Origin of the sequence: uncultured Sphingobacterium sp. (genome assembly GCF_964277905.1) — a bacterium.
GTDB classification, from domain to species: Bacteria; Bacteroidota; Bacteroidia; order Sphingobacteriales; family Sphingobacteriaceae; genus Sphingobacterium; species Sphingobacterium siyangense.
The window spans coordinates 12,265-37,516 of record NZ_CAXYKD010000048.1; the positions used below are offsets into that span (position 1 = coordinate 12,265).

The window sequence follows — 25,252 nt, forward strand, 5'->3', positions numbered from 1 at the left end:
TTATGAGATTCTTTTCCTTATATTTTTTCGGGTGTAATAACTGTAAAATACTCTTCTACAATTGGTCGATCGGTATCGGTCCAATCAAAATGCGATAGTTCTGCCGAGGAGACCCATATTGCTTGGACATATTCTAGCATGTCAACTTCGCCAGAAGAAAAGGTGCAGAGAACAGGATAGCGACAAGGTGCCGGACTTTTATGGGCTTGTTGCGTCATCTCTAAGGGCCTTCCGACAAGAACATCTATACTTAGCTCTTCCCTGATTTTGAGCGACAGATTTGCTTTCGTTGGCAGGTGGGACTCGGTTATGCGACCAGGAAATTCCCACTTTAAGGCATGTGTCACCGATGGCGGGCGCTGACAAATGAGTACCTTATCATCCTTCCTTATAATCGCACAAGTCAAATAATGCATAACGGTTTAAAGATAGACAATTAGGAACTAGATTCTTTACTTTCAATCTGATGACTTTCAAACAGCTCAATGCGGCCTTCAATAATTAACAAATAAAAGTTTTCAAAACAATCCTGATAGATCTTTTGTTCCAATGATTTTATTTCTTCAAAGAGATGTTCTTTCGCTACTGCAGCGTAACATAGCTCATTTTTTGATGTTGTTATCGTTTCTTGGCAGGGTGTATCGTGAAGCTGTTTGTACAGGTCGCCTAAATCTGAAATGTCTTCACTACGGTGGTAGGAGGGATGAAACCATACCCAAAAGTCTTCTTGATTTTTATAGGGATGAGGTAATAATTGAACAGACGTATTTCTGAATAGATCTCCCGGATGCTTTTTATAACGGAAATGAGTGGCTGTGGTCTTTAAACTATTCATAAAGTTAATTTGTTTGTAGGTTTACAAAAAATAATTCAAGAATAAAGATGTCATCTTAAATATAGGTATTTTTTTTAGTATTAAAAATTTACAGTTGACGTTAGCACTAATTAGATCGCGATAGGATACAGAATACCACAGTCACAAAGCTGCACTTGAGCTGTTCCGCTAAAAAATGTAAATCGTATTCATTTTATATTATCATCCCCAGAGCATTTTGATGAGAACGGATATTGTGAATACGAATAATCCGATATAGAATATGTTTGTCCCATGTTTTCTGTCATGATCCGAATAGGAAAATATCCGTTCGCCATTCGGTAGGCTCTTTTTGGAACTAAACAGCATATACCCGATTGCAATTCCTAAAAGTCCACCTAGAAATGCTGAAATATAGCCGAAAATAACCCAATACTTCTGTTGCGGTTCCGGTTCCCGTAGTTGCATGAGTCGCTTCTGTTTCAAAAGATCAAGCTTTTCCTGATCCATCTCTTTCCCTCTTTTTAATAAAATTTCTCTAGCCAGTGCGTAGTCTAATTTGTTCCATTCATCGGGTTTTTGAAGAATTTCTAAGAGCTCTTCGTCGGAAAACTGATACAGGTAATGGTCGTCTTCAACCAAAGGGAGAGACTGCATTTCCTGCTCTTCTAAAATAGATTCTGCATTTGCGAAATTGGCAGGGTCTATTTGAACCTCATATTGATATCCAGCCGTGTTTCCTGAAAATGTAATATCCACGGGGGGGACATTATCTGCCAACCGCGTTGTTACACCTTTTTCCGAAAGTAGTTTACGGCATTCTTGAGCCTCCTCTAAACTAGAGAACCTTTTTAACACGATATATGTATCCATGTGATCAATTATTTTTTAATCCCTGTATTTAGATCATCTGACAGTCCAATGCTGTGTGCAATCTTGGCTATTTGCCGTAACACCGCAAAATCGGACGTGAATGTGTAAATAGTGGATTAATTATGTAGTGTCTTTTTTGAATAAAGTTAATAAAGCCGGTTTGATACTTTTCAGCTTAAAGATAGTAAAATCAAATTCTATTTTATAGAAACAACAATAGAATCCCAGCTATAAGGTGCAGAAAAATTTTATTCATCACATTTTTGGTGGTATTCGTCACATTTTTCTGTTTTATGTTTTCATTTCAATTAATATTGCCTCATCAAAACCAATAACATGAAACTGAAAGACGTAAGAAAAATAGAATTTTGGATGGCAACTGTCGTATTTGTCGCTGTTGTTTATGCTTTGCTTGTTGATACAAACAATCGGGATGATAGCGGTATGCATAACTATTTCCTTCACCAAAAAATAAGCTACTCCTATTTCTTTAATTTTTTTGTACCGAACTTTATCATTGATTTGCTTCTATATGTGTTGTTTCTCCTTTTAAATTTTGTCCTTATTCCTTCCCTCATCAACAGAAAACGTGAGCTGCGGAATTATTCATTACTAGCTGCTCTGATCTTGATATCCGGACTGATATTAGGTGTATGCCGGACCTATAGCCACGCCTACGAATTGAAGGATTATGACAGTATTCAAAGAAGCTATAATAGTATATTTTTTAAGGCTTTTGCGCAAGCTATTTTATTAACAATTATAATTTCTTTCTACACCTGCGCGCAATATCTGATCAGCTATTTGCTTAAAAGCAAGGCAGAAAATCTGACCCTGCAAAAGCAGCTAAAAATGGATTTATCCTTTGGAATTGGTTTCTGGTTTATTGGATTGTTTTTTTTGATTACATCGCGATCCCATTTACAACTTTCGGTATTATGGACTTTGGTCGTGTTGTCTGCAGTCGGTATTGTAATCTATTCCTTATACTATTTGTTGCCAAAATTACAGGAAAAACAAAAGAAATTCCGTGATTTCTTCTGGACTATCTTTGCTATTAGCTTGATTTCAGTCCTGCCATTAAGTGTACCGGCGCTATTTTTCTTTAATCAGACAAACGAAGTGATCTTTATCGTTGCGATGTTTCATTTACCCACGCAATTATTGGTTAGTATTCCGCTGTCCTGGTTTCTCTTTAAAAAACGTCTAATGCGTCAAAACGAAATAGCATCCCTACGTACGGAGCTCGGGCAGTCGGATGCAAATCTGACCTTTCTAAAATCTCAAATAAATCCACATTTTTTATTTAATGCCTTAAATACATTGTATGGCACGGCATTGCAGGAAAAAGCAGAACGGACGGGGGAGGGAATTCAACGCTTGGGTGATATGATGCGGTTTATGCTACATGAAAATACACAAGATAAAATTTCGTTGATGCGTGAAGTTGAATATTTGAATAATTACATCGCCTTACAAACGCTCCGGACTTCAATGTCAGACAAGATTACCCTTATAACCGAAATAGAGGAACAGTTTGAAAATTATCACATTACACCTATGTTGCTTATACCTTTCGTTGAGAATGCATTTAAGCATGGTATAAGCCTTCAGAAATCGTCTTATATTAAAATCTCTTTGCAAGTGCGGGACCAAGTCCTGTTTTTCGATGTAAGCAATAGCATTAATCCAAAAAGTGATAACGATCCCGAAAAACTAAAAAGCGGCGTAGGCTTGGAAAATGTAAGACAACGCCTGTCATTACTGTATCGAGATCGGTATGAATTGATGATACATGAAAATGCCAATGAGTTTTTTGTCCATTTAACATTACATCTTTAGATCAAGATAGTTCCACTATTTTTCAATCCATTATTTATATGGTTTATTGGTTCCTTAATTAACAGCAATGAAAAAAATACTTGTTTTTTTGCTTATGACCTTGTTTTGTCTAAGCAGTCATGCTCAGTTTAAATTGAGCGGTAAGATTTGGAATTATGATCCAAACAAGACCTTGGAAATCAATATTCCTCTTGTTTTCGGTTTTTATAAAGAAAATTCGCAACGGATAACCGTTGCCGGCGATGGTACATTTGAGGTCGCGCTGCCAGTAACAGCTCGAAAATCCGCGACACTAATTTACGGCGGTGTGTTTCAAACCTTGTTATTAAGCCCCGGTAAGGATCTTATCGCGAATTTAACTGATAGTACGATCGTATTTACAGCCGGTAGTGCTTTAACAGAAAATAGAACTATTCAGCAAATAAAACTGGATGAAGTGCCGTTTTTTATGAAAGCCCCTGCCTTAAACAATCTTGCTAAACGCTCTTTGGCTGAATTGAGACAGCAGCTGTTAATTCCCTTTTTAGCAGATTGCAATCAAATGAACGAAGTGATCCAAACTACTTCATTGCCCAGCCAACTAAAAGACTATATCCGTGCTGAGCTTTACGCGCAAAGAATTAACCATCTGAACGATTTTGCCCGTGTAGCTGAATTGCCAAAGCCGACCTCAGATAGTTTAGTGCTAGAACTGTTTGGAAAAGCATCGATTAATTTACAGGATAACTTTGGAGGCCCCTCTTTCTATTCTTTCCTTGACAATTACCTGCGTTATTTGGAAACGAAAGCATTTGTTAAGATTCGGTCGGAGAAGATCCCTTCAAGCGAGCCGATTCCTTATTTCCGGATAAGCCTAGACAGTGCAAATAGATTAATGAATAGCTATAGTAAAGATTATTGGCGGTTTATTGGTGCTTTAAATAATTTTCCCAAAACTATCGTAGAAAAATACAATTTTCAGCAACTGGTCAATCTATATCATGATAGGGACTTACCACATTTAAAAGCATTGGCAGGAGCGCATTGGAAGATATTTCCAACGGATAAGCATAGGCCGCTCGTTGAACGCTATATTGCCGATCTTGACTCTCTTTTGATAACGAATAAACAGAACAAACAGATCCGGTTGATTGAGGATGATCAACCTATTTCATCGATCTACGACCTGATTGCTGAATTGAAGGGAAAAGTGGTCTATTTGGATGTTTGGGGTACCTGGTGTGGTCCTTGTAAATTTGAATTGAAATATACACCTGAACTGAAGAAAAGATACATGGATAAAGATATTGCCTTCGTTTATTTGGATATGGATGAAGACCATCATGATCAGGACTGGAAAGACTTTATACGTGTCAACAATTTAACCGGAATCCATTTACGTAAAAATAGGAAACAGATTGAGCCCTTTTGGAAGGAATTACTGCTAAATGCAAAAGACAAAGTGGAATATTATCCGCAATATTTTATATTTGATAAAACAGGAAAATTAGTTGTAGAAAAGGCTCTTCGACCAAGTAATGGAAAACAACTGTATGACCAAATAGATCAGATTTTAAATCAATAATTGTTATGATAGCCATCGCGATAGATGATGAACCTGTGGCATTGCAGGTTATTGAACACCATATAGCTAAAGTCCCTTTTATTGAATTAAAAAGTACATTTACGGATGCGTTTATGGCGATTGATTATCTCCAGAAGGAGCAGGTGGACCTTATCTTTTTAGATATAAAAATGCCCGATATTTCAGGTATAGAGTTTCTGCGGAGTTTGAATACTTCGCCAATGGTGATTTTTACGACGGCTTATTCTGAGCATGCGCTATTGAGTTTCGAGCTCGATGCCATCGATTACTTGCTTAAACCATTTTCTATGAGCAGGTTTTTGAAAGCCTGCAACAAGGCGAACGAATTGTATAGCCTTCGGGCAAAAATGCTACAGCAGAACAAAGACTATCTGTTCGTGAAAGATGGCTATGAACATGTTAAAGTTGAAATTGATCGTATCCTGTATATTGAAGCATCAGGTAATTACACCCAGATACATTTGGGCGATAAATGTGTTAGCTCCAGAATTACCATTAGCGAGTTGCTGGAACTGCTCCCGAAGAACGAATTTGTTCGTTGCCATAGAGCATTTATCGTCGCACGAAGTAAAATGATTAAGTTCGACAAAACCCAAATTTGGGTAACAGACCGGGTTATTCCCATTGGAACAACGTATACTGAATTGAAATTATATTAATGCTAAATACGCATTTTTTGATACGTCAGGGCTGATTAGAAAGTAGGGAAGGGGTTGCGCTGTCAAAAGGTTAAGGGAACGTGTTTATGTTTTTAAGATAAATTTAATACTTTTGTAGCAATAGATCATTAGTGTTGTCAATTTTTAAAATTTAAAGTCATGTAATGCATTGTCGATATTTAGGAAGAAAGTAAACAACGGGATGTACCCGATTTGTTTATCCTATACCTATATCTTCAATTTTTTAGTATGGATTTAAATTTTAAAAATGGAATCAACAAAATATGGTCGTACCTATCATTTTCCATTTTCGCCAGGGACAAGCAGCGACGATCGTTTTAATCAACATTATTGGAAGGATATACAATCTTTCCATAAACTGTTATTTACAGAAAAATTAGATGGTGAAAATAATTGCCTTTCACGGCGTGGAGTATTTGCACGATCCCATGCAGCTCCAACCACGTCGCCATGGACGGCTCAGCTTCGGGAGCATTGGTCTAGATTAAAAAACGATCTGGATGATTTAGAGTTTTTGGGTGAAAATCTTTATGCTGTGCATTCTATCGAATATGTGCAACTTGAGCACTATTATTATGTTTTTGCTGCTCGAATTAAAGATCAGTGGCTTTCATGGGAAGAAGTTACTTTTTATGCTAGTTTATTTGATTTTCCTACTGTACCTTTTTTAAAACTCGAAATTGTAAAGGATTTGACTGAGTTGGAACTTCGGCGTTCAGTCGAAAATTTGGCCATGCAGTCTTCAATATTTGGATCGGTTGACCCTAAAACTGAAGAGGTATGTACGATGGAAGGGTTAGTCTGCAGGAATGCTGATGCATATCCCGTCAGCGAATTTCAGCACAATGTTTTTAAATATGTTAGAAAAGGACATGTGCAGACCGACGAACATTGGACAAAATCATGGCGAAGAACAAAAATGATTTGGGAAAGGAAGGATTTCTAATGGAATGGACAATAGCAGTAAATAAGAATTGGTCGGCTTTAGAGACGCAATTTTCTTGGGTCAGGGATATGGAACAGGTACAACAAGATCCTTTACATCATGCCGAAGGGAATGTCGCGATTCATACTCAAATGGTATTACAGCAGCTGGAAGGATTGCCTGAATACCGGAATCTGGATTATCAAAAGCAGGAGCTCCTCTGGGCTTCCGCTTTATTGCATGATGTCGAGAAGAGATCGACGACAATTGTCGCTGCAGATGGTCGTATCAGCTCTCCAAATCATGCCAAAAGAGGAGCACAGACCGCACGGGAGATTTTATTTCGTGATGTGGAGACCCCTTTTGTATTACGGGAGGAAATTGTCGCATTGGTACGCTATCATGGATTGCCATTGTGGTTGATGGAAAAAGTCGATCCAATGAAGAGCGCCTTGGAGGCGTCACTGAGTGTCAATATGGGCCAACTTAAGTTGTTGGCCGAAGCAGATGCTAAAGGAAGGTACTGTGCCGATTTGGATGCTTTGCTCTACGCATTGGATATGTTCGAACTGTATAGTAAAGAGATTGGCTGCTGGGATGCCACGCGTTCTTTTTTGTCTGAAAATGCACGATTTACATATTTTAATGGAAACAATAGCTATGTTGATTATGTGCCTTTTGATACATTCAAATCCACGGTGACTGTACTTTCAGGTTTGCCGGGAATGGGCAAAGATTATCAGATTTTAGCCATGAATACCGACCTTCCTGTTATTAGTTTGGATGACATCAGACGCAAATATCGCATTGATCCTACTGATAAAAAGAGAAACGGATGGGTTGTACAGGAAGCTAAAGAGCAGGCAAAAAAATACTTACGCTGTGGACAGGATTTTATCTGGAATGCCACCAATATAACTTCCCAGATGCGAAAACAATTGATCGATCTTTTCGTAAGCTATCAAGCTTATGTGAAATTGTTGTACGTTGAAAAACCCTATAAGATTTGGCGCGCGCAGAATAGCGATAGGGAGTACCCACTGCCAGAAGTTGTCTTGGATAAAATGTTTCATAATTTGGAAGTTCCACAGTTGACAGAGGCGCATGAGGTTCACTACATTACGGCATAGCGGATGCTTTTAAGTAGGGGGTATTTAAGCAGGACTGTGCTGCATCTTTGATTGATTTTGCGAATCAGCCCACTTATTTGGATAGGGGGCTGATTTTTTTATATAGTACCTTTTTTCGGAGAGAGAGGCAATTTTTAGCTACTTTTTCAATCGCTGTAGCAACATAGATAAAAGCTCCTTTTCCTTGATATCGATGACATCCATGTCGATCCAAAAAGATGCAGGTTTTGTTGATAGATTGCGGTCAATAAAGCTTAATAAATAAATTAGACCGCTTGTTTTTTCTTTTTTTAACGATGAAACGTCATTTAATTTTATAAAAATAGAATTTGTCCGATATAAACCAGTAACAAAATAATCGATATCAGTCCAAGGGATTTGCTGCGGTTTCAATACGCTGTTGTTTAGTAATGTATGCTCATCTATCGTGAGTGCGGCCTCTCCTCTTCGATAGCGGTTCAGCTGTTGTAGTCGAAGATAAAAAACCGTTGCCGCAACGAGTATCCATATCGTCGAGGTTAGCTTAAAAATGAGATCATAGTATAACCAAGCATACAACCCAATGACTGCTGGAAGAAAACATAGCAGCATGCTGATGATAATTTTTCCTTTGCTAAAATTAATTTTGATCATTGCTTTCTCTTTTTTCAAAAAGTACAAACTCCGCAAAAAATGGAGCCTGCCATTTTCATCATAGCTCCAATCTGTTAATCATATTATTGGAGCGCCTGTTATAAAGATAGGGGGTAAAGGCCATTGAAACTATTCCGATTTATGATTCGTGCTTGTTGAATGATTATTCGTATTACTTGAATTTATCTTGCCATCCCTTCCGTATTGCGCTTAATTGAAATGGTACCGCGTGTCTTTTTTTTGATAAAAGGAATGAGTAGCTTTGTTTGTATAATAAAGTGATGGACTGTTGGAAAAACTTAAAGAACATTTAAAGAAATTTATCGATGTCGATCCGATCGAATTAGAAGAAATATTGCTTTACTTTAAGACGAAAACGGTCGCGAAAAAAGAAAATATACTGGAGGAGGGCCAAGTATGCAGATACCATTTTTTTGTATTAAAAGGTATTCTCCGTAAATTCTTTGTTAATGAAAAGGGAGTCGAACAAACGACTGAATTCGCAATAGAAAATTGGTGGATTACAGATAATATGGCTTTTGAACATAAGCTTGTTACGTCATTTTACATTCAGGCCGTAGAGACTTCAGATTTAGTTTATATCAGTCAAGAAAATCAAGAGAAATTGGTTGCTGCATTTCCGATCATGGAGCGTTATTTTCGCTTTGTCTATCAAAGGGCTTATGCTGCTGCGCAAATGCGGGTTAAATATCTATTCTCTAAATCTAAAGAGGAATTCTACCATGATATGCTCCGTAAATATCCTCAGTTTGTACAACGTGTTCCGCAATACCTGATTGCTTCATATCTGGGATTTACTCCAGAATATTTAAGTGAAATCCGTAAAAAAATACTTCCCTGAATCTGCTGCTATAATCTCGTTGCAATTGAAGGCTAGTAGCATTGGTCCGAATCTGCAATGCGAAAAGGGCTAATTTGAAATTGCAGCTTGTGTTCTTTTGCATAGTCTTGCACTAATTTTGCGAATTTTTCCATTGCCTTTTCCTCAGAAGCAGCAAAACAGTGCAGGTTTAATTCCAAAGGTTTCTCTGAGGTGGCAGGATCGATACGCAATTGTTCAACTTCGGAGAGGACAACAGCAAAAGAAGTTTTACAGATTTCAACTTCTAGATGCGGCCCCATTAATTGAGATGAAATGCTATAATAAGAATCGTTATTTTGTATTTCTTTCTGAAAGGGGTCTAAATAGGTCGTAACAATAGATCGATAACCATATTTAGCATTACCAAAAAAGTGATCAATATATTCCTGTGCTTTTTCATATGTTGAGAAGACACCTTCCAGATTGGTGAATAAATCTGGATCTTCTTTTACTTCTTTTGAAACTACTGTATATACCTTAATGGGGTTGGTTGTCATATTTTGTATGCTACTGTTTGTACATTAAGTAAAAGTAAGTTTTTCTGCAAAAAAACTAATTTAGACTTTTATCTATGAGTGATTCTAAGATAAAATCCTCTTTTTAAAATAAAAAATTTCCTTTGTTAACTTGTAGCCTGTTTAGAGCAGGTGTTTGTGCTTTAAAGTTGTATATAATTTTCGTATTCTCCAAATTTTTTACTGATTGTTTTTATTTGCTTTTCTAAAATAATGCGGATTGAACATATAATCCTATTGTCGAGCTTGCTTTATTACCAAGCTCCTCCTGCAAGTAGCCTGGGCCCAGGTTGAGTCTACTTTTTTAGCTGATTTCAATGTGGAACCACCTTGTTTACACGGTTGGGGCAGGGCGATGTAGGACAAGAGCAATAAACCAATTACTTCTGACGCCGAATGATGGAAACCTGTTTTGACTAACTCATCAGAAATATGGTTTTGTTCCCAAGTCATATTTTTTCATTTGATTGGACATAGACAATGCATGCGATCTTTGTTTCTCTTGCTGAGGAAGACTTCTCGGTCATTTCGGTCTTGTGTTTAGTTTAGTGTGTGTGTTATTTCGTTAAATTTAATTTTATTAAATTTATTTTAATTTAAAAGATAGTGAAATTATAATTGAAAAAGATATCATTTTTTATCAAAACTATGCTCTTTTGTCTCAATTTATTTTTAAATTTTATTTGCTTTAAAGCCTGTTTAGGGCTGTTTTTGTTCGCGTAATGTTGTTTTTGGGCTTCAGTAGCACCTGTTCTCTTTCTCTTGTCGGAATCCAGCGATTTGTTTTTTATAGCCATTCAAACGTTTTCGTAAATAAATGGATTAAAAAGGTTTGATTGTGTTTTCTTAATTAATACTATTGTTTTGTGTTGATTAAATAATAACCAATTGATATTAATGACTAAAAGGTCTTGTTTTTGGGCTTTTTATAGTTTTATTTATTAATAACCAATAAATCTTAATTTATGAGAAAATTTAATCGTTTGATTTTCGTTAGTTTTTCTTTTTTGTGTATGCTATTGCTGTCTACAGGAATTGTTTATTCACAAGGAACTGGAAAAGAACTAAAGGGTATCGTCAAAACAAATGATGGGCGTTTTTTGGAGAAAGTTACCGTTTTGGTGAAGGGAACTTCAACGGGTACAGTAACAGATAGCTACGGTCGCTTTAGTTTAAAATTGCAGCAAAGTACTGCTAAGGTTACTTTAAGTTTTACCCATACGGGATACTCGTCCAAGGAACTTGACGTAGAAGTGGGTAGGGAAATAGAGATCACCCTTTCTGAATCTACTGAGAATCTAGATGAAGTCGTCGTTATTGGATACGGAACTGCCAAACGTAAGGATGTGACAGGCGCAATTGTTTCGGTGCAGACCGAAAAGCTTGAAAAGGAAGCGCCCAGGTCTGTTCAGGATCTATTAAGGGGGAATGCCGCCGGCTTAATCATTGGCCAGGGTAATTCTGCTAAAGGGGATGCTAGCCTACAGGTAAGGGGAAAAGGAACATTAAAGGCGGGAAGTAGCCCATTAAATGTCGTGGATGGCGTTATATTCGATGGAACATTTGCAGATCTTAATCCCAATGATATTCAGTCAATTGACGTTTTGAAAGATGCGAGTGCTACTGCTGTGTACGGTGCAAAGGCCGCCAACGGCGTTATCTTAATAACGACAAAAAAAGGGAAAAAAGGGAAGCCAAGCATTACTTTCAACGGAAATTTTGGTATGGTTGAAAGCGCGGGGATGCCACGCGTAATGACCGCTGATGAGTTTTTGAAATATCGCTATGACTTTGAAGTAGGCCGAAGAACCGCCGATTACCTTAAAGCGCACCCCGAAATGTTTGTGGACCCAAGACTGCTCAGTGGAGCCAATCAGTTGGACTGGTATAATTACGATCAAAAGACCCCCGTTACAAATGTAACAGAGGATCAGTTGATCAGGTCTTGGCTTTCTCGATTGGAGCTAAAGACTCCGGAAATTGAAAATTACATGAACAATAAGATTACGGATTGGCAGGATTTGGTTTTTCAAAAGGGGATCCAGCAGGACTATGCTGTTGCTGTATCGAATAGTAATGAGAACGCTAACTACTATTTTTCCTTAAACCATGTTGATAGGGAGGGAGTAGTGGTTGGAAGTCGGTTTAAAAATTTCAGAACACGACTAAATATCGAAACTAAAATTACATCCTATCTAAAAGTCGGGGCGAATACCAACTTTGCTGTTCGAAATGAGGGCTTTCTAAAATCTGATTGGAAACAATCAGCAGTGATTTCTCCCTTTGGATCAAATAATCTTGATGATCCTTCTAGTATTTATCAAAGACTGCCGACAGGTGATGTTACTCCGGTAAACCCGTTCTTTGATAATCAGTTTAGAGATCGAAAAAATAACTATAATACGTTGAATTCCAGTTTGTACGGTGTGATTACTTTGCCCTTTGGGATAGAATTGCAATCCAATTTTACGCCTTCGTTTATCTGGCACGAGTATTATAACCACGATTCTTCTAAAAATCCCGAGTGGAAGGCAAAAGGTGGAAGCAGCGAACGCTCATTTGAAAAAACATATAATTGGCAGTTAGATAATGTATTGCGTTGGAAGCGACGTTTTGATGTACATAATTTTGAAGTAACATTGCTTCAAAATGCAGAGAAAGGACAATTTTGGCAGACCAAGGCCACAGCTTCTCAGTTTGTACCTTCTGATGTTCTGGGCTGGCATCGTCTGCAGGCAGGGACTATTCCATTGAATGAAAGTAATGATACCTACCGGACAGGGGACGCCTTGATGGCTCGCTTGTTTTATTCCTTTAAAGATCGCTATATGTTGACAGCTTCTGTGCGACGTGATGGGTATTCAGCCTTTGGCGCTCAAAATCCAAGAGCAACCTTTCCCGCCCTGGCTTTTGCCTGGGATTTTACAGCGGAGGATTTTATGAAAAATACCAAATCCTGGTTGGATTATGGTAAGCTGCGGCTTTCTTGGGGAAGAAATGGTAATCGTGATATTGGAATGTATGAAGCTCTTTCCGACATGACCTCTGGGTTACATCCCTATATTGACGCGAGTGGAAACCTCTATCTTTCATCTCAGTTATACGTGAATAGAATGGCCAATTTGGACTTAAAATGGGAGAGTAAAAGTTCGTATAATGCCGGTTTGGACTTTTCAATCTTCCATGGCCGTCTGAGTGGTGCACTGGATTTTTATACGGCAACAACCCAGGATTTATTGATAGATCGTGAATTGCCAGAAATTATCGGATTTAGCAGTGTTGCTGCCAATCTTGGTGAGCTCTCAAATAAAGGTTTTGATATTTCCTTGAATAGTAATATCATGAATAAGGGCGATTTTAGTTGGAATGCTACGGCGATCTTTATGTTGAATCGGAGAAAAATCGTGAAGTTGTATGGCGATATGGTGGACGTAAAAGATAGTGAGGGAAATATCGTCGGCCAGAAGGAAGCGGACGATGTTAAAAATCGATGGTTTATTGGACAGGATCCCGACCGGATATGGGCTTACAAACGAAATGGAATCTGGCAAATAGGGGAAGAGGAAATGGCTGCAAAATATGGTAACCAACCTGGCGATTTTAAATATATAGATCAAAACGGAGATGGGGTCTTAACGGATGCCGATCGGGTATTTCAGGGGTATACAACACCGCGTTTTCGCTGGTCGTTTCGAAATGAATTGCGTTATAAAGAGCTGAGTTTTTCATTTTTAATTTACTCCAATTGGGGGCATTATGGGGATTTTTATCAGGCAGCAAACAATAGTAATTTTGCGGATCGCAGTACAGACTACGCGCTACCTCGCTGGACGCCAGATAATCCGATTAACGATTATGCGCGTATTGGATCAAAAAATAATGGCACAAACTATGTCAACATGTCCTTTATGCGTTTGGACAATATGGTGCTTTCCTATAATCTGCCGAAATCATTGTTGCAATCGTTAAGAATCCAGCAGCTTCGTATTTCAGCTTCGGTTAGAAATGTAGCCTATTTGACAAAAGATTTTAAATTTGGCGACCCCGAAAGAAGCTGGAAAAGTGACGCATTGGCAGATGTAGGTGACCCAGCTCCCCGTACGTATAACCTTAGTTTAAACCTTACCCTATAATTTTTAGATCATGAAATTGAAAAAAAATATAATATTTAGTTTATGTATTGGTTCAATGGCTGTTTTTACATTTTCTTGTAGTAAGGATTGGCTTAAACCGAAACCTTTGTCTTTCTATGAACCTGATGTTGCACTAGCCGATGCGCAAGGTATGTACTCCGCTTTAACGGCCTGTGAAAGAAATATGCGGCATGAGTTTTTTGGCGATGCTGCACCAATTCTGACCGAGATTATTCAATCTGAAGTAGCCGTAGAGGGTACGACAGATAAGGCTGGTCCACAGATGGATATGGATATTGCACTGCTCCCCGATGCAAATCTCAATAACAACGATAGAACTAAAGTCGGTTGGTATTGGTACGAGGGATTTAAGGGTATAAAATACGCTAATCTTATTATTTCAAGAATAGATGCAGGGACTTTTAAAGACGAAAATGAAAAAAACGCGATTTTAGGAGCAGCTTATTTTCAACGTGCCTATCGTTATTTTAAATTGGTGCATCAATTTGGCGATGTTCCTTTTATTGATAAAGAAATAAATGAACCGAAATATGATTTCTATAGTTACGATCGTTGGAGCATTCTTGAAAAATTACGGAAAGATCTGGAGTTTGCCTACCAATGGGTACCCGAAAAAGTAGATCGTGGGCGTACCTCTAAATCTGCTTGTGGTATATTGTTGATGAAGGTATGCATGGCTTTGGCAGATTTTGATCGGGCAGTCGCTATTGGAAAAGAAATTGTCGCTATTCATCCACTTATGAAAAGCAGATTTACGGTGAATAAAAGTAAACCAAATACCAATCTGATGTTTGATCTTCATAGTGTTGAGGCAAAATTAGATGGAGCCAATACCGAAGGTTTAATGTATGTAGTTTCTTATCCTGGAGTTGATGGTTCTGATCGTATCAGAACAATGCGTAATGGCGTTCCTTTCTGGAACAACGGCGGTATAAAAACACCGGACGGAAAAACGGGGACAGGCCTATCATTAGCAGCGGATGAAACTGATCTTTCATTGGATTTAAATAAGAACTATGGTCGTGGTATAGGACGATTGCGTCCAACTTGGTATTTTACAAATCAGATTTGGAGATCTGGGAAAGAAGATAATGATTTGCGGGGGATCTTTAATCGGGATAGTTGGAGAAAGATGGAAGATTTGAAATATAATGAGCCCAACTTAAAAAAGACCGGCAATCCCTGGTATGGAAAAAATCTGGTTAAACCGGCGGGGATGAGTGTTGAGGATTCAATTCGTCTATGGTTCTCTTGGCCGCATTATAAATTATTTGTACCGGATCCATTGCAAACACAATGGGAGGGCGGGGAAACCCCATGGTATATTTATCGTTCTGCGGAAGTCTATTTATTGTTGGCAGAAAGCTACTATTGGAAAAATGATCTTGGTCAGGCTGCCATTGCCATTAACGAAGTCCGTCAACGCGCCGGTGCATCACAGCTGACAGCAGACGAAATCAATATCGGTGAGCTATTAGATGAGCGTGCACGTGAGTTGTATTATGAAGAAAACAGGCATATTGAGCTCGTAAGGATTGCCTATATCTACGCAAAAACCCGAAAACCATGTGAAATTTTTGGTGGCCGTGTTTATGATTTAAAACAGATTAGTGGTCCAGGTGGAACGAATGCGAATATTAAACAAGCTGGAGTTAATTTTTGGTACGATAGAGTGGTTGCCAAAAGTAATTTCTATAACAAAGGGGTCAAACATAAATGGGCCGAATATAAAATTAGTGTGCACCATATCTTATGGCCTGTGCCTGCCAATGCAATTAATACAAATATCAAAGGTGTTATCAATCAAAATATAGGTTATCCTGGAGCCGAGAAAAATAAAACGCCGTTAGTGGTTGAAGATAAGTAACAAGTGTTTTCAAACGTTTTCGTAAATAAATCACATCATTTGATTCATTTCACTTATATTAATTAATATCTTGTTTTATTAAGTCAATTGAATCAATAGCCAATAAGTAAATGGGGCCCTGTTTGGCGTGAAAGTGAAGTGTAGCATCGTCTCCTGGCTTTCGCTAGTATGGTCCCGAACGTGTTATGATTGACGAACCAATGATGAATAAATAAACCGGGTCGATAGACTCAAGATCAAATTTTACAATGAAAAGAAATACACTATTTAAATCTGTTGTAATGGCAGCGATCGTTAGCAATGCTGTATTATCGTATGCCCAGACAGATAAAAGTAATGAGAAAGGTTGGACAAACCTTTTTGATGGAAAAACGCTGAATGGCTGGAAATCCGTCGGAGGAAAAGCTCCATATTCTATTGAAGGTGATGCTATTGTCGGTAGAATGACAAAAGGTACGCCCAATTCTTTTTTGATCACTGAAAAAGAATATGGTGATTTCATATTGGAACTGGATGTTAAACTTGAAGGCAATGAAACAAACTCAGGTATTCAGACAAGGAGCCATCTTGATCCAAAGGCTAATGATGGGCGCGGACGCGTATATGGAAGGCAAGTTGAAATAGACCCCTCTTCACGCGCATGGACGGGTGGAATATATGACGAGGCGCGTCGTGGATGGATTTATCCACTTGATTTAAATGAAAATGCAAAAAAAGCCTATAAAGCAGAGGAATTCAATCATATCCGAATAGAAGCAGTCGGCGACGAGCTGCGTACTTGGATCAATGATATTCCTGTAGCTTATGTCGTTGACACGATCGATAGAACAGGTTTTATCGGATTACAGGTACATGGTATTCCACCGCAATTGGATGGAAAGAAAGTTTATTTTAAGAATATTAAAATAAAAACAACCGACCTCAAATCAAAAGGTTTTCCGAAAGACCTTTATATCGTTAATCTGAAGCCCAATGATTTGGCAGATGCCGAAAAGAAAAAAGGAGTTAAGCTCTTGTTTGACGGTAAAACCAATAAGGGCTGGCGGAGCATACACGGCGATAAATTTCCAGAACGTGGTTGGGAAGTTAAGGATGGGCAAATGACTGTCCTGAAATCCGATGGAGGGGAGTCAACCAATGGCGGTGACATCGTCACAAAAGATAAATACGCCGTGTTTGATCTTTCATTTGAATTTAAGCTTAGTCCGGGAGCGAATAGCGGCGTTAAGTATTTTGTGACTTTAAAAGAAAAATCAAAAGGATCAGCTATTGGTTTGGAATATCAAGTACTGGATGATGCTTTACACCCTGATGCGAAGTTGGGACGAGACGGAAATCGTACATTGGCATCGCTTTACGATCTCATCACATCCAATCGTGACGAGCGTGCGCGCAGACCCATCGGTGAGTGGAATAGAGGTAGAGTTGTGGTCACAGCAGATAACAAAGTGGAACATTATTTAAATGGAATTAAGATGTTGTCTTATGAGCGGGGCTCCAAAGCGTTTAAAGATTTGGTTCAGATCAGCAAATATAAAGATTGGGAAAATTTTGGTGAAGCGAAGGAAGGTTTTATTCTTCTCCAAGACCATGGCGATCGGGTTTCATTTCGCAGCATAAAAATCAATACACCCAATTAAGCTTATCTCTTATGAATCATTATTTATCGCGCAGAAGCTTTGTTAAACAGTCTGTTATCGCTGCAGGAGCGGTTATGCTGTCCAATAGTGTATTGGGAAATGTCAGTTTGGCCAAACCAAATGAGCGTGTCAACTTAGCTTGTGTAGGCTTAGGAAATAGGGCCGCAGAAATCATTAAAGAGCTGTATAAAACAGGACTCTGTAATATTGTCGCGCTATGTGATGTAGATCTTGGCGCGAAACATACACAGGAAATTTTGGGCTTGTTTCCTGATGCACCTAAGTTTAAGGATTTTAGAGTGATGTTTGACAAAATGGGAAATCAGATCGATGCTGTAAGTGTCGGAACTCCCGATTTCTCACACTTTGCCATAACAATGCTTGCACTGGACTTGGGTAAACATGTTTACGTGGAAAAACCAATGGCGAGAACATTCCTTGAAGTTGAACTGATGGCAAATAAAGCTCGGAAAAACCCTAAACTTGCTACCCAAATGGGAAATCAAGGGCACTCCGAAGCAAATTACTTTCAATTTAAAGCCTGGAAAGATGCCGGTATTATTAAGGATGTGACGCGCATCGATGCGCACATGAATATGCCGCGTAGATGGCATGGCTGGGATGTGAATATGAAGGGTTTTCCTGCCGCTGAAATGATCCCCGAAACATTAGATTGGGATCTTTGGCAAATGCAGACTATAGGCCATAATTATAATAAGGATTTTGTGAATGGTCAATGGCGCTGTTGGTATGATTTTGGAATGGGGGCATTGGGTGATTGGGGTGCACATATATTGGATACGGCGCATGAATTTTTAGATTTGGGGCTGCCTACAGAAGTGTCCGCTGTGAAACTCGATGGGTATAATTCCTATTTTTTTCCCATGTCTTCGACCTTGAAATTTCATTTCCCAAAAAGGAAAAAGATGCCAGCAGTAGATATCAATTGGTATGATGGACTGGATAATTTGCCACCTATACCGGAAGGCTACGGTGTATCCGGACTGGATCCCAATATTCCTGCACCAAGTACAGGGAAATTGGAACCCGCCAAACTAAATCCTGGGAAAATTATCTATAGCAAGGATTTGATATTTAAAGGTGGCTCTCATGCTAGTACCTTGCAGATTATTCCAGCGACGAAAGCCAAGGAAATGGAGTCTCGGTTACCGGAAGTGCCAACATCACCGTCAAATCACTTTGCTAATTTCTTAAAAGGTTGTAAAGGCGAAGAAAAGACCCGCTCGGCTTTTGAAATTGCAGGTCCTCTGAGCCAAGTATTTTGTTTGGGCGTAATTGCACAACGCTTAAACAGCAAGTTGATCTTGAATACACAGACAAAAGAAGTGACTAATGATAAGTTTGCCAATGCACTCTTAGCTGGACCTCCACCTGCGAGAGGCTGGGAGCAGTATTATAAGATGTAATACACCAGTAACTGGGCATAGAAAGTAAAGGGCAATGTGAACATTGCCCTTTTTGTTTTTGAAATGAAAAGTCTTTCCTGAAATATACGATTTGCTTGCTCTTTATATAAAAGTGCTGGAAAGGTGGAAAAAGCATGATAATCCCTAGCAAATTGAGACAAATCAGCGCTATTTTGATCAGTCCTAGTAGAGCGTAATTCTCCTCCCTTAGGTATATTTGTGATGCAGCAATTCAATTTTTAAACCTTAACGTCATGTATAAAGTATCCCTGCTCTTTATAGGCATTGTAGCATTGGTCCTTAATGCCAATGGTCAGAATTCATCAACCCAATCTTTTCAGGCAACCCATCGGTATCTTAAAATTCCAATTAAAAATGGTGCTCCCAAGCGTCATGTGGAGGTATGGCTGGGAAATGATAAAGTAAGGTGGTTTGATGTCGAACTGGCTGATAGTACCTATGATTGGATAGCCTATCTTGATATAGGGAAGTGGAAGGGACAGCAGCTTAAGGTGGTGGCAAATACATCAGACAAAGAAATTCCTTTGTTTAATCCTATTGCACAGAGTGATACCGATGATACCGATAAGGTCTATGCTGAAGATCGGAGGGGACAATTTCATTTTTCGGCCAAGAGAGGTTGGTTGAACGATCCGAATGGTCTGGTCTTTTTTAATGGACAATATCACCTGTTTTTTCAACATAATCCCTATGGAACCAATTGGGGCAATATGCATTGGGGGCATGCCCTGTCCTCCGATTTGTTACATTGGAAGGAATTGGGAGAGGCTTTGTATCCAGACGAATCTGGGGTCATGTTTAGCGGTGGAGCTGTAGTGGATAGTAACAATACCGCTGGTTTTGGAAAAAATGGTGCAACAAGCCCTATGATCCTGTTTTATACCGCTGCGGAAAAATCATGGGGACAGGGTTTGGCATATAGTCTGGACGGTCAGAAATTTGAGAAAATGCCAAACCATATTTTGGATAAAATAACAGCAGGAAACCGAGATCCGAAGGTAATTTGGCATGGCTCCTCAAAGCAATGGGTTCTTGTACTTTATGTTGAAGAGGAACAGGAACAACACACGATGCAGATTTTTACCTCAAAGGATTTGAAAATGTGGACATTTGCGAGCAAAGTAAAAGGCGGGCGGGGTAATGACCGTTATTTATTTGAGTGTCCCGAATTCTTTGAATTGGCGGTAGACGGTAACCCGAACAATAAAAAATGGGTTTTGACGGGGGCTAATAGCCAATATGCGATCGGAGAGTTTGATGGAAAATCTTTTCATCCTGAGATCGAGCGCCTGTTTAGTCAATATGGTCGTGATTATTATGCCGCGCAAACTTTTAGCAATGAACCGAAGAAGCGACGCATTGAAATCGGCTGGTGGCGCACACATACAAATCAAGGGAACTCCGCTTTTAATCAATCCATGAGTATTCCAATGGAACTCAAATTGAAAAGTACGGAAAAGGGCATTCGCCTTTTTCGGGAGCCAGTGACAGAATTGCAAAAATTAAGAAAAGAAAAACTCAGCATCAGCCGAAAGAAAATTAGTTCGAACGATTCAAGTTTGTTTCAGCATTTTAAGGCTGAGCTTGCTGAATTGGATTTGGTCATCGATCCGCAGCAAGCCAAAAATATTCAGATCAATGTGAGGGGCTTGGCAATTAATTATAACGTTTCGACCGAAGAGCTCCTTGTTGACAATGTAAGGGCCCAGGTACCGCTGCGAAATAAAAAACTCGCATTGAAGTTGCTTATCGATCGGACAGGACTCGAGCTTTTTGCACAAAATGGCGAAGTTTACATGCCCATAAATTATAATTTTGATCGGAATAATTTAACTTATCAGCTCGTAGCTTTTAATGGTGAAGCCGTATTGGAATCTGCTGACCTCTATGCGCTTGACGGTATATGGATTAAATAACACTTTTATGATATAGCAATAATGGAGAGATTGTTTTTGTTAATTCGGCAGGATGATAAAAATAGTGCTGGAAGACTCTATTTATTTGGTCATTTATAAAAAAAAAGGTTTTCAAACGGGGAGAATGAAAACCTTAAATAACCAATTATAAACCTAAATTATGATGATACAAATGTAAGTGTATTTTCTACACTATGTAAATTTATTTTAAAAAATAATTTAATCTTCTTTAAACAAGCTATAGGAAGTACTTATTTTTATAAGAGTAAACTGTCTTTTTTTACGAAAACGGACTGCTCTCTGCATTCTTTTTGCACGCTTTGGCTTGGTGGACTTTAAAAAGCATCAGTTGTAGACAATTAGCTATTTTAGAAGCATGGAAAATTTAGAAGTATGGATGCGTGGACCTATTGAAGGGATTCCCGCTCTTCTCCAACCTGTTGCTCATGCACTCTTGCAAGTTGATGAGGATATTTTAAAGTATACTAAGCAGCTGTCCTCAGCGCATCTCTGGACAAAACCGGGGGGCAATGCCAGTATAGGTTTTCACCTGCAACATATTCGTGGGGTGATCGATCGCATGTTTACTTATGCCGAAAATAAATCCTTGTCGGATGAGCAATTTGAGGACCTCTATAAGGAAGGTATAGAAAATAGCGATGTGAGCGTAACAGCGCTTGTAGAAAACTTACACCGACAGATTCAGCAATCCGTGCAAAAACTAGCGTTAATTGATCCGGAAACCTTGACGGAAGTACGTTTTTTGGGTAGAAAACGGATCCCTACGACCTTGATTGGTTTGTTGTTCCACGCTGCTGAGCATGCACAGCGCCATGTTGGCCAATTACTGGTAACGGCACGATGTATCAATTAAAAACAAACTATATTTTTGTCCGCTAGAGGTTATGATTTTTGAACTTGTTGTAACTTTTCTCCCCATTTCCCAAGTTCTTGAATAATTGGTTTGAGTTCATAACCCAGCGCAGTCAGCTCATAGAGTACGCGTGCCGGCACCTCTGCATATACAGTACGTTTTATAATGCTATCCTCTTCCAGCTTTCGCAATTGTAGGGTGAGCATACGTTCAGTGATACCAGGTAAACATCTTTTGATTTCAGAATAACGTAGCGCGCCATTGATGAGATAACAACAAATGGCTAGCGCCCATTGACCGCCAATCACATTAGCGGCAAAGACTTCGGGGCAATTATGCTCAAGTTGCTTTTTATTTGAAAAGTTAGTGGAACTCGTCTTGATTTTAGTCATACGCACATTTTTTATAGTACCTAACATTGGGTTACTGATAGGGCAAAATAAGAATTATGTCGCTACTTTTAAATCACAGTCATGTCGTTTATTAAAATTGCCGCAATGAATTGGCTAGACCTGGTGACTTGTGCATAGATACATAAATAAAAATATGAAAACTTTAATAGTCGTTATTCACCCTAATTTTGGGACCTCTCTCGTAAGTAAAAGTTGGGTCAGGGCCTTGGAAAACCACCCCGATTTGTATGAGATCCATCAGTTGCATCAAGTCTATGCTGACGGTAAAATTGATGTCGTGGCAGAACAGCAGATGATGGAGAAATATGATAAAATTGTATTTCAATTCCCTTTTTATTGGTTTAACTGTCCGCCTTTTTTTAAGCAGTGGTTGGATGAGGTGCTTACCTACGGGTGGGCTTACGGTAAAAAAAGTGGATATAAACTGGAAGGAAAGAAAATCGCATTAGCGATTTCGGCTGGGATAGACGAGCAGGAGTATGGGGTTATGGGTAAGTATAAATATAGCATGGAGCAATTAACAAGTCCTTTTGAAATTACTTTTGACTATGTTAAAGCGAATTATCAAAAGCCTTTCGTCTTTTACGGAATAGAAAAAGAGTCATCCAAAGAATGGATAGCGCAAAGTGTTTCGCGGTATCTGAGTTTTCTGGAGCAGTTATAGTCAGTGAATTCATATGTCAACAAGGATGCTTTCACGACTTCTTTTCCTGTTGGAGCGCAATGCTTTGTTCATATTGATTCCTTGCCGAATTGTTAAGCTAAATATAAACAAATTATAGGATGTGCAATATTTTACACCTGAATTGGGTTGGCATTGGTCGTGATGTCGTAACCAAACCGCTATGGCGTACTGAGTGATTAAATTGTAAATTCGTATACTTGTAGAATTCCGGGAGGAATTCGCAATTTTTATAATCCCGCATAAAAATAAACAGCGTATAATATGCAGATACTTTTAGTAGAGGACGATCGCCGGATTAGCAGCTTTGTGGTGAAAGGTCTGGAAGAAATGGGGCATCAGGTCATTTTAGTTGAATCTGCGGAAGCTGCACGTGAATGGATCAATGCAGATTCTTTGGATATTATTGTACTTGATATCATGTTGCCCGGAATTGATGGTATCCAGTTTACGAAGATGGTTAGGTATCGAAAAAATCATATTCCGATATTGATTTTGAGCGCTTTAGGGGAGATTGAAGATAAGGTAGAGGCCTTGGAAAGTGGTGCCGATGACTATCTCGTCAAGCCGTTTTCCTTTAAGGAATTGGTGAGCCGTATCAAAGCCCTGGTGCGCCGGGACAATTATAAAAACGTGCCAAAGGACAGTAGCGTAGAAATTCGTGATTTAAAAGTGGATCTTGAACGTTATGAAGTTCATAAGAATGGTAAAAATGTCGATCTCTCTCCTAAAGAATTTAAACTATTTAAGTATCTGATCGAAAATCGGAATAAAACGCTTTCACGGACTGCAATCTTGCAGGCCGTTTGGGGAATCGATTTTGATAACAGCACCAATGTCGTCGATGTGTACGTTTCTTATCTAAGAGGCAAGGTTGATGAAGGGAGCGATACCTCCATTATCAAAACGGTGAAAGGAGTCGGTTATATGCTTACAACGGACTGACAATGAATTTAAAAATTCGGCTTACACTCTTTTCTACGCTGGTATTCACCATTATTTTTGGGCTTGCAACGCTAGTCATCTACTGGATATTTTATAATTCCTCGGAACGACATCTGATCAGTTCCCTCGAAAAAAATGCAAAAATAGCTGGTATTTATTACCTAGAGGCAGATGAGCAGAGCCCACTAAAGCATTTGGAATCTAAAAATCAATATGAAAGCCTGGTCAAACGTGCCATGGTAGCAGTTTATAACGCCGAAGGAAAAGTAAGTTATGGCGGTATGCGTTTTGATAGTCAAATTAATAAGGATTTACTGAACCAGCTGAAAACAGACAAAACGATTTATTTTAAAACAGAAGATAGCTTTTATTTTGGTTTGTATTATCCAGATAATCAGGGCGATTTTTTTGTGTTTGTCAAAGAGTCGAGCGCAGATTTTGATCATCAGTTGAATCGTTTGCTCATTACGCTTGTCTTTGTTTTTCTCGTTGCATTGATCAGTATTGCCTTGCTGTCGGTTTGGCTGAGTAAATATGCTTATCTCCCCATTCGTAAAGTGATCCAAGAAATTCAGCATAAGGATTTAAGCACGATCCAGGAGCCCCTGACGACTATAAAAACGAAGGATGAACTACAAGATCTTATTGAGAGTTATAATGCGCTCCTACGTCGGATCAGCGAAAATATGATTATTAGAAAGAATTTTGTCAGTTATGTTTCACACGAGTTTCGAACGCCTTTGGCGGGAATCCTAGGCTCAATGGAGGTCTTCGGCACAAAGGTCAGAAGTGAAGAAGAATATCATGAATTGGCCGAAACCATTACTGAGCATGTGAATTTTCTGAATCAGCTTATTGGTAATTTTCTATTGCTGACCGAAGATCAGGCCCTGAAACGTTCACTGGAAACCTTTCGCATAGACGAGATCGTATGGGATCTTGTTCCCAAGTTTTCGAGATCATTTGCCGTGCCCTTGAAAGTCGATATACAGGTCGATGAACCGCGATACTTTAATTTTCGGGGCAATAAGATGCTCGTCAGTCTGTCTATTTCCAATTTAATCGAAAATGCACTTAAATATGCAAATGGGCAGGAAGTTCTTGTCCGAATGACAGGTGTAAATGGCAGACTGTCTTTGCAAATCATAGACCATGGTATTGGTATCCCACAAGCCGAACTGGAGTCTGTGAAACAGACTTTTTATCGAGGATCAAATGTTGGTAAAGTTAAGGGCAGCGGCATAGGTCTCTCTTTTGCGCAGATTGTATTTAAGGATCAAGGGGTAGACTTTGATATTCGTTCAAATGATCTAGGTACAACGGTATCCCTATTATTCCCCCAGTTCTAATCATTTTCTAATCTCTTCTAATCAAACTTTAATTTAACCTAAAGTTGCCTGTAATCCCTGTCATTTAGTTTTGTGAAAATTCAA

Annotated in this window: 21 protein-coding genes; 15 read left to right on the forward strand and 6 right to left on the reverse strand. The window is 38.9% G+C overall.

The features are described 5' to 3' along the window. Positions 1–17: 17 nt before the first annotated feature. The 3 genes from ACHWSC_RS21885 to ACHWSC_RS21895 all read right to left on the reverse strand — a co-directional run bounded on the left by ACHWSC_RS21885 (position 18) and on the right by ACHWSC_RS21895 (position 1,687). Positions 18–416 (reverse strand): DNA mismatch repair protein MutT, encoded by a 399-nt coding sequence (locus ACHWSC_RS21885; protein WP_394678167.1) that lies wholly within the window; start codon positions 414–416, stop codon positions 18–20. A gap of 20 nt (positions 417–436) precedes the next feature. Continuing rightward, positions 437–835, reverse strand: a complete 399-nt coding sequence (locus ACHWSC_RS21890; protein ID WP_182980963.1) for a hypothetical protein — start codon at positions 833–835, stop codon at positions 437–439. 201 nt (positions 836–1,036) lie between these two features. Next, on the reverse strand, positions 1,037–1,687 hold the full coding sequence (locus tag ACHWSC_RS21895; RefSeq protein WP_394678168.1) for a hypothetical protein: 651 nt from the start codon (positions 1,685–1,687) through the stop codon (positions 1,037–1,039). A gap of 336 nt (positions 1,688–2,023) precedes the next feature. Between ACHWSC_RS21895 and ACHWSC_RS21900 the strand changes: the two genes are divergently transcribed. The 5 genes from ACHWSC_RS21900 (at position 2,024) to ACHWSC_RS21920 (ending at position 7,849) form a co-directional block, all read left to right on the forward strand. Beyond that, positions 2,024–3,529: a sensor histidine kinase gene (locus ACHWSC_RS21900; RefSeq protein WP_394678169.1), complete on the forward strand. Its 1,506-nt coding sequence runs from the start codon at positions 2,024–2,026 to the stop codon at positions 3,527–3,529. 67 nt (positions 3,530–3,596) lie between these two features. After that, on the forward strand, positions 3,597–5,093 hold the full coding sequence (locus ACHWSC_RS21905) for a TlpA family protein disulfide reductase (RefSeq protein ID WP_394678170.1): 1,497 nt from the start codon (positions 3,597–3,599) through the stop codon (positions 5,091–5,093). Between the two features lie 5 nt (positions 5,094–5,098). Continuing rightward, a complete protein-coding gene (locus ACHWSC_RS21910; RefSeq protein WP_394678171.1) occupies positions 5,099–5,773 on the forward strand; it encodes a LytR/AlgR family response regulator transcription factor in 675 nt (224 codons plus the stop codon). 268 nt (positions 5,774–6,041) lie between these two features. Further along, positions 6,042–6,740, forward strand: coding sequence for an RNA ligase family protein (locus ACHWSC_RS21915; RefSeq protein WP_394678172.1), 699 nt, complete (start codon positions 6,042–6,044; stop codon positions 6,738–6,740). Continuing rightward, positions 6,698–7,849, forward strand: a complete 1,152-nt coding sequence (locus ACHWSC_RS21920; protein WP_394678173.1) for an AAA family ATPase — start codon at positions 6,698–6,700, stop codon at positions 7,847–7,849. Before ACHWSC_RS21915 ends, ACHWSC_RS21920 begins: the two co-directional genes overlap by 43 nt. A gap of 138 nt (positions 7,850–7,987) precedes the next feature. Here the strand turns inward: ACHWSC_RS21920 and ACHWSC_RS21925 are convergent, their stop codons facing one another. Then, on the reverse strand, positions 7,988–8,482 hold the full coding sequence (locus tag ACHWSC_RS21925) for an STM3941 family protein (protein WP_286732503.1): 495 nt from the start codon (positions 8,480–8,482) through the stop codon (positions 7,988–7,990). 289 nt (positions 8,483–8,771) lie between these two features. Between ACHWSC_RS21925 and ACHWSC_RS21930 the strand changes: the two genes are divergently transcribed. Beyond that, positions 8,772–9,344: a Crp/Fnr family transcriptional regulator gene (locus ACHWSC_RS21930; RefSeq protein WP_286732502.1), complete on the forward strand. Its 573-nt coding sequence runs from the start codon at positions 8,772–8,774 to the stop codon at positions 9,342–9,344. Positions 9,345–9,376: 32 nt separating this feature from the next. On the opposite strand, the gene ACHWSC_RS21935 is transcribed toward ACHWSC_RS21930, so the two are convergent. Further along, complete coding sequence (locus ACHWSC_RS21935) at positions 9,377–9,862, reverse strand: hypothetical protein (RefSeq protein ID WP_286732501.1); 486 nt, start codon at positions 9,860–9,862, stop codon at positions 9,377–9,379. Between the two features lie 983 nt (positions 9,863–10,845). Between ACHWSC_RS21935 and ACHWSC_RS21940 the strand changes: the two genes are divergently transcribed. The 6 genes from ACHWSC_RS21940 to ACHWSC_RS21965 all read left to right on the forward strand — a co-directional run bounded on the left by ACHWSC_RS21940 (position 10,846) and on the right by ACHWSC_RS21965 (position 21,779). Further along, a complete protein-coding gene (locus tag ACHWSC_RS21940) occupies positions 10,846–14,013 on the forward strand; it encodes a SusC/RagA family TonB-linked outer membrane protein (RefSeq protein WP_394678174.1) in 3,168 nt (1,055 codons plus the stop codon). Positions 14,014–14,023: 10 nt separating this feature from the next. Then, entirely contained in the window at positions 14,024–15,901 is a 1,878-nt protein-coding gene (locus tag ACHWSC_RS21945) for a RagB/SusD family nutrient uptake outer membrane protein (protein WP_394678175.1), read from the forward strand. Between the two features lie 248 nt (positions 15,902–16,149). After that, entirely contained in the window at positions 16,150–17,541 is a 1,392-nt protein-coding gene (locus ACHWSC_RS21950) for a DUF1080 domain-containing protein (RefSeq protein ID WP_075991844.1), read from the forward strand. Between the two features lie 11 nt (positions 17,542–17,552). Beyond that, positions 17,553–18,968 (forward strand): Gfo/Idh/MocA family protein, encoded by a 1,416-nt coding sequence (locus ACHWSC_RS21955; protein WP_394678176.1) that lies wholly within the window; start codon positions 17,553–17,555, stop codon positions 18,966–18,968. 254 nt (positions 18,969–19,222) lie between these two features. Next, positions 19,223–20,905, forward strand: coding sequence for a glycoside hydrolase family 32 protein (locus tag ACHWSC_RS21960; protein ID WP_394678177.1), 1,683 nt, complete (start codon positions 19,223–19,225; stop codon positions 20,903–20,905). 376 nt (positions 20,906–21,281) lie between these two features. Then, complete coding sequence (locus tag ACHWSC_RS21965; RefSeq protein WP_394678178.1) at positions 21,282–21,779, forward strand: DinB family protein; 498 nt, start codon at positions 21,282–21,284, stop codon at positions 21,777–21,779. Positions 21,780–21,808: 29 nt separating this feature from the next. Here the strand turns inward: ACHWSC_RS21965 and ACHWSC_RS21970 are convergent, their stop codons facing one another. Further along, positions 21,809–22,198 (reverse strand): helix-turn-helix domain-containing protein, encoded by a 390-nt coding sequence (locus ACHWSC_RS21970; protein WP_236590272.1) that lies wholly within the window; start codon positions 22,196–22,198, stop codon positions 21,809–21,811. A gap of 127 nt (positions 22,199–22,325) precedes the next feature. Between ACHWSC_RS21970 and ACHWSC_RS21975 the strand changes: the two genes are divergently transcribed. From ACHWSC_RS21975 to ACHWSC_RS21985, 3 genes are all read left to right on the forward strand, one after another. After that, the gene (locus tag ACHWSC_RS21975) at positions 22,326–22,856 is read left to right on the forward strand and encodes an NAD(P)H-dependent oxidoreductase (protein WP_394678179.1); all 531 of its coding nucleotides are present in this window, start codon (positions 22,326–22,328) and stop codon (positions 22,854–22,856) included. 282 nt (positions 22,857–23,138) lie between these two features. Further along, positions 23,139–23,819: a response regulator transcription factor gene (locus tag ACHWSC_RS21980; RefSeq protein ID WP_088160929.1), complete on the forward strand. Its 681-nt coding sequence runs from the start codon at positions 23,139–23,141 to the stop codon at positions 23,817–23,819. 2 nt (positions 23,820–23,821) lie between these two features. Beyond that, complete coding sequence (locus ACHWSC_RS21985) at positions 23,822–25,168, forward strand: ATP-binding protein (RefSeq protein ID WP_394678180.1); 1,347 nt, start codon at positions 23,822–23,824, stop codon at positions 25,166–25,168. Positions 25,169–25,252: the final 84 nt, after the last annotated feature.

Coding starts and splice junctions, on each gene's coding strand:
- ACHWSC_RS21970 (WP_236590272.1), bottom strand. CDS start 22,198: ATGTTAGGTACTATAAAAAATGTGCGTATGACTAAAATCAAGACGAGT.
- ACHWSC_RS21980 (WP_088160929.1), top strand. CDS start 23,139: ATGCAGATACTTTTAGTAGAGGACGATCGCCGGATTAGCAGCTTTGTG.
- ACHWSC_RS21890 (WP_182980963.1), bottom strand. CDS start 835: ATGAATAGTTTAAAGACCACAGCCACTCATTTCCGTTATAAAAAGCAT.
- ACHWSC_RS21910 (WP_394678171.1), top strand. CDS start 5,099: ATGATAGCCATCGCGATAGATGATGAACCTGTGGCATTGCAGGTTATT.
- ACHWSC_RS21900 (WP_394678169.1), top strand. CDS start 2,024: ATGAAACTGAAAGACGTAAGAAAAATAGAATTTTGGATGGCAACTGTC.
- ACHWSC_RS21925 (WP_286732503.1), bottom strand. CDS start 8,482: ATGATCAAAATTAATTTTAGCAAAGGAAAAATTATCATCAGCATGCTG.
- ACHWSC_RS21960 (WP_394678177.1), top strand. CDS start 19,223: ATGTATAAAGTATCCCTGCTCTTTATAGGCATTGTAGCATTGGTCCTT.
- ACHWSC_RS21940 (WP_394678174.1), top strand. CDS start 10,846: ATGAGAAAATTTAATCGTTTGATTTTCGTTAGTTTTTCTTTTTTGTGT.
- ACHWSC_RS21945 (WP_394678175.1), top strand. CDS start 14,024: ATGAAATTGAAAAAAAATATAATATTTAGTTTATGTATTGGTTCAATG.
- ACHWSC_RS21920 (WP_394678173.1), top strand. CDS start 6,698: ATGGCGAAGAACAAAAATGATTTGGGAAAGGAAGGATTTCTAATGGAA.
- ACHWSC_RS21915 (WP_394678172.1), top strand. CDS start 6,042: ATGGAATCAACAAAATATGGTCGTACCTATCATTTTCCATTTTCGCCA.
- ACHWSC_RS21955 (WP_394678176.1), top strand. CDS start 17,553: ATGAATCATTATTTATCGCGCAGAAGCTTTGTTAAACAGTCTGTTATC.
- ACHWSC_RS21975 (WP_394678179.1), top strand. CDS start 22,326: ATGAAAACTTTAATAGTCGTTATTCACCCTAATTTTGGGACCTCTCTC.
- ACHWSC_RS21950 (WP_075991844.1), top strand. CDS start 16,150: ATGAAAAGAAATACACTATTTAAATCTGTTGTAATGGCAGCGATCGTT.
- ACHWSC_RS21935 (WP_286732501.1), bottom strand. CDS start 9,862: ATGACAACCAACCCCATTAAGGTATATACAGTAGTTTCAAAAGAAGTA.
- ACHWSC_RS21905 (WP_394678170.1), top strand. CDS start 3,597: ATGAAAAAAATACTTGTTTTTTTGCTTATGACCTTGTTTTGTCTAAGC.
- ACHWSC_RS21965 (WP_394678178.1), top strand. CDS start 21,282: ATGGAAAATTTAGAAGTATGGATGCGTGGACCTATTGAAGGGATTCCC.
- ACHWSC_RS21895 (WP_394678168.1), bottom strand. CDS start 1,687: ATGGATACATATATCGTGTTAAAAAGGTTCTCTAGTTTAGAGGAGGCT.
- ACHWSC_RS21885 (WP_394678167.1), bottom strand. CDS start 416: ATGCATTATTTGACTTGTGCGATTATAAGGAAGGATGATAAGGTACTC.
- ACHWSC_RS21985 (WP_394678180.1), top strand. CDS start 23,822: ATGAATTTAAAAATTCGGCTTACACTCTTTTCTACGCTGGTATTCACC.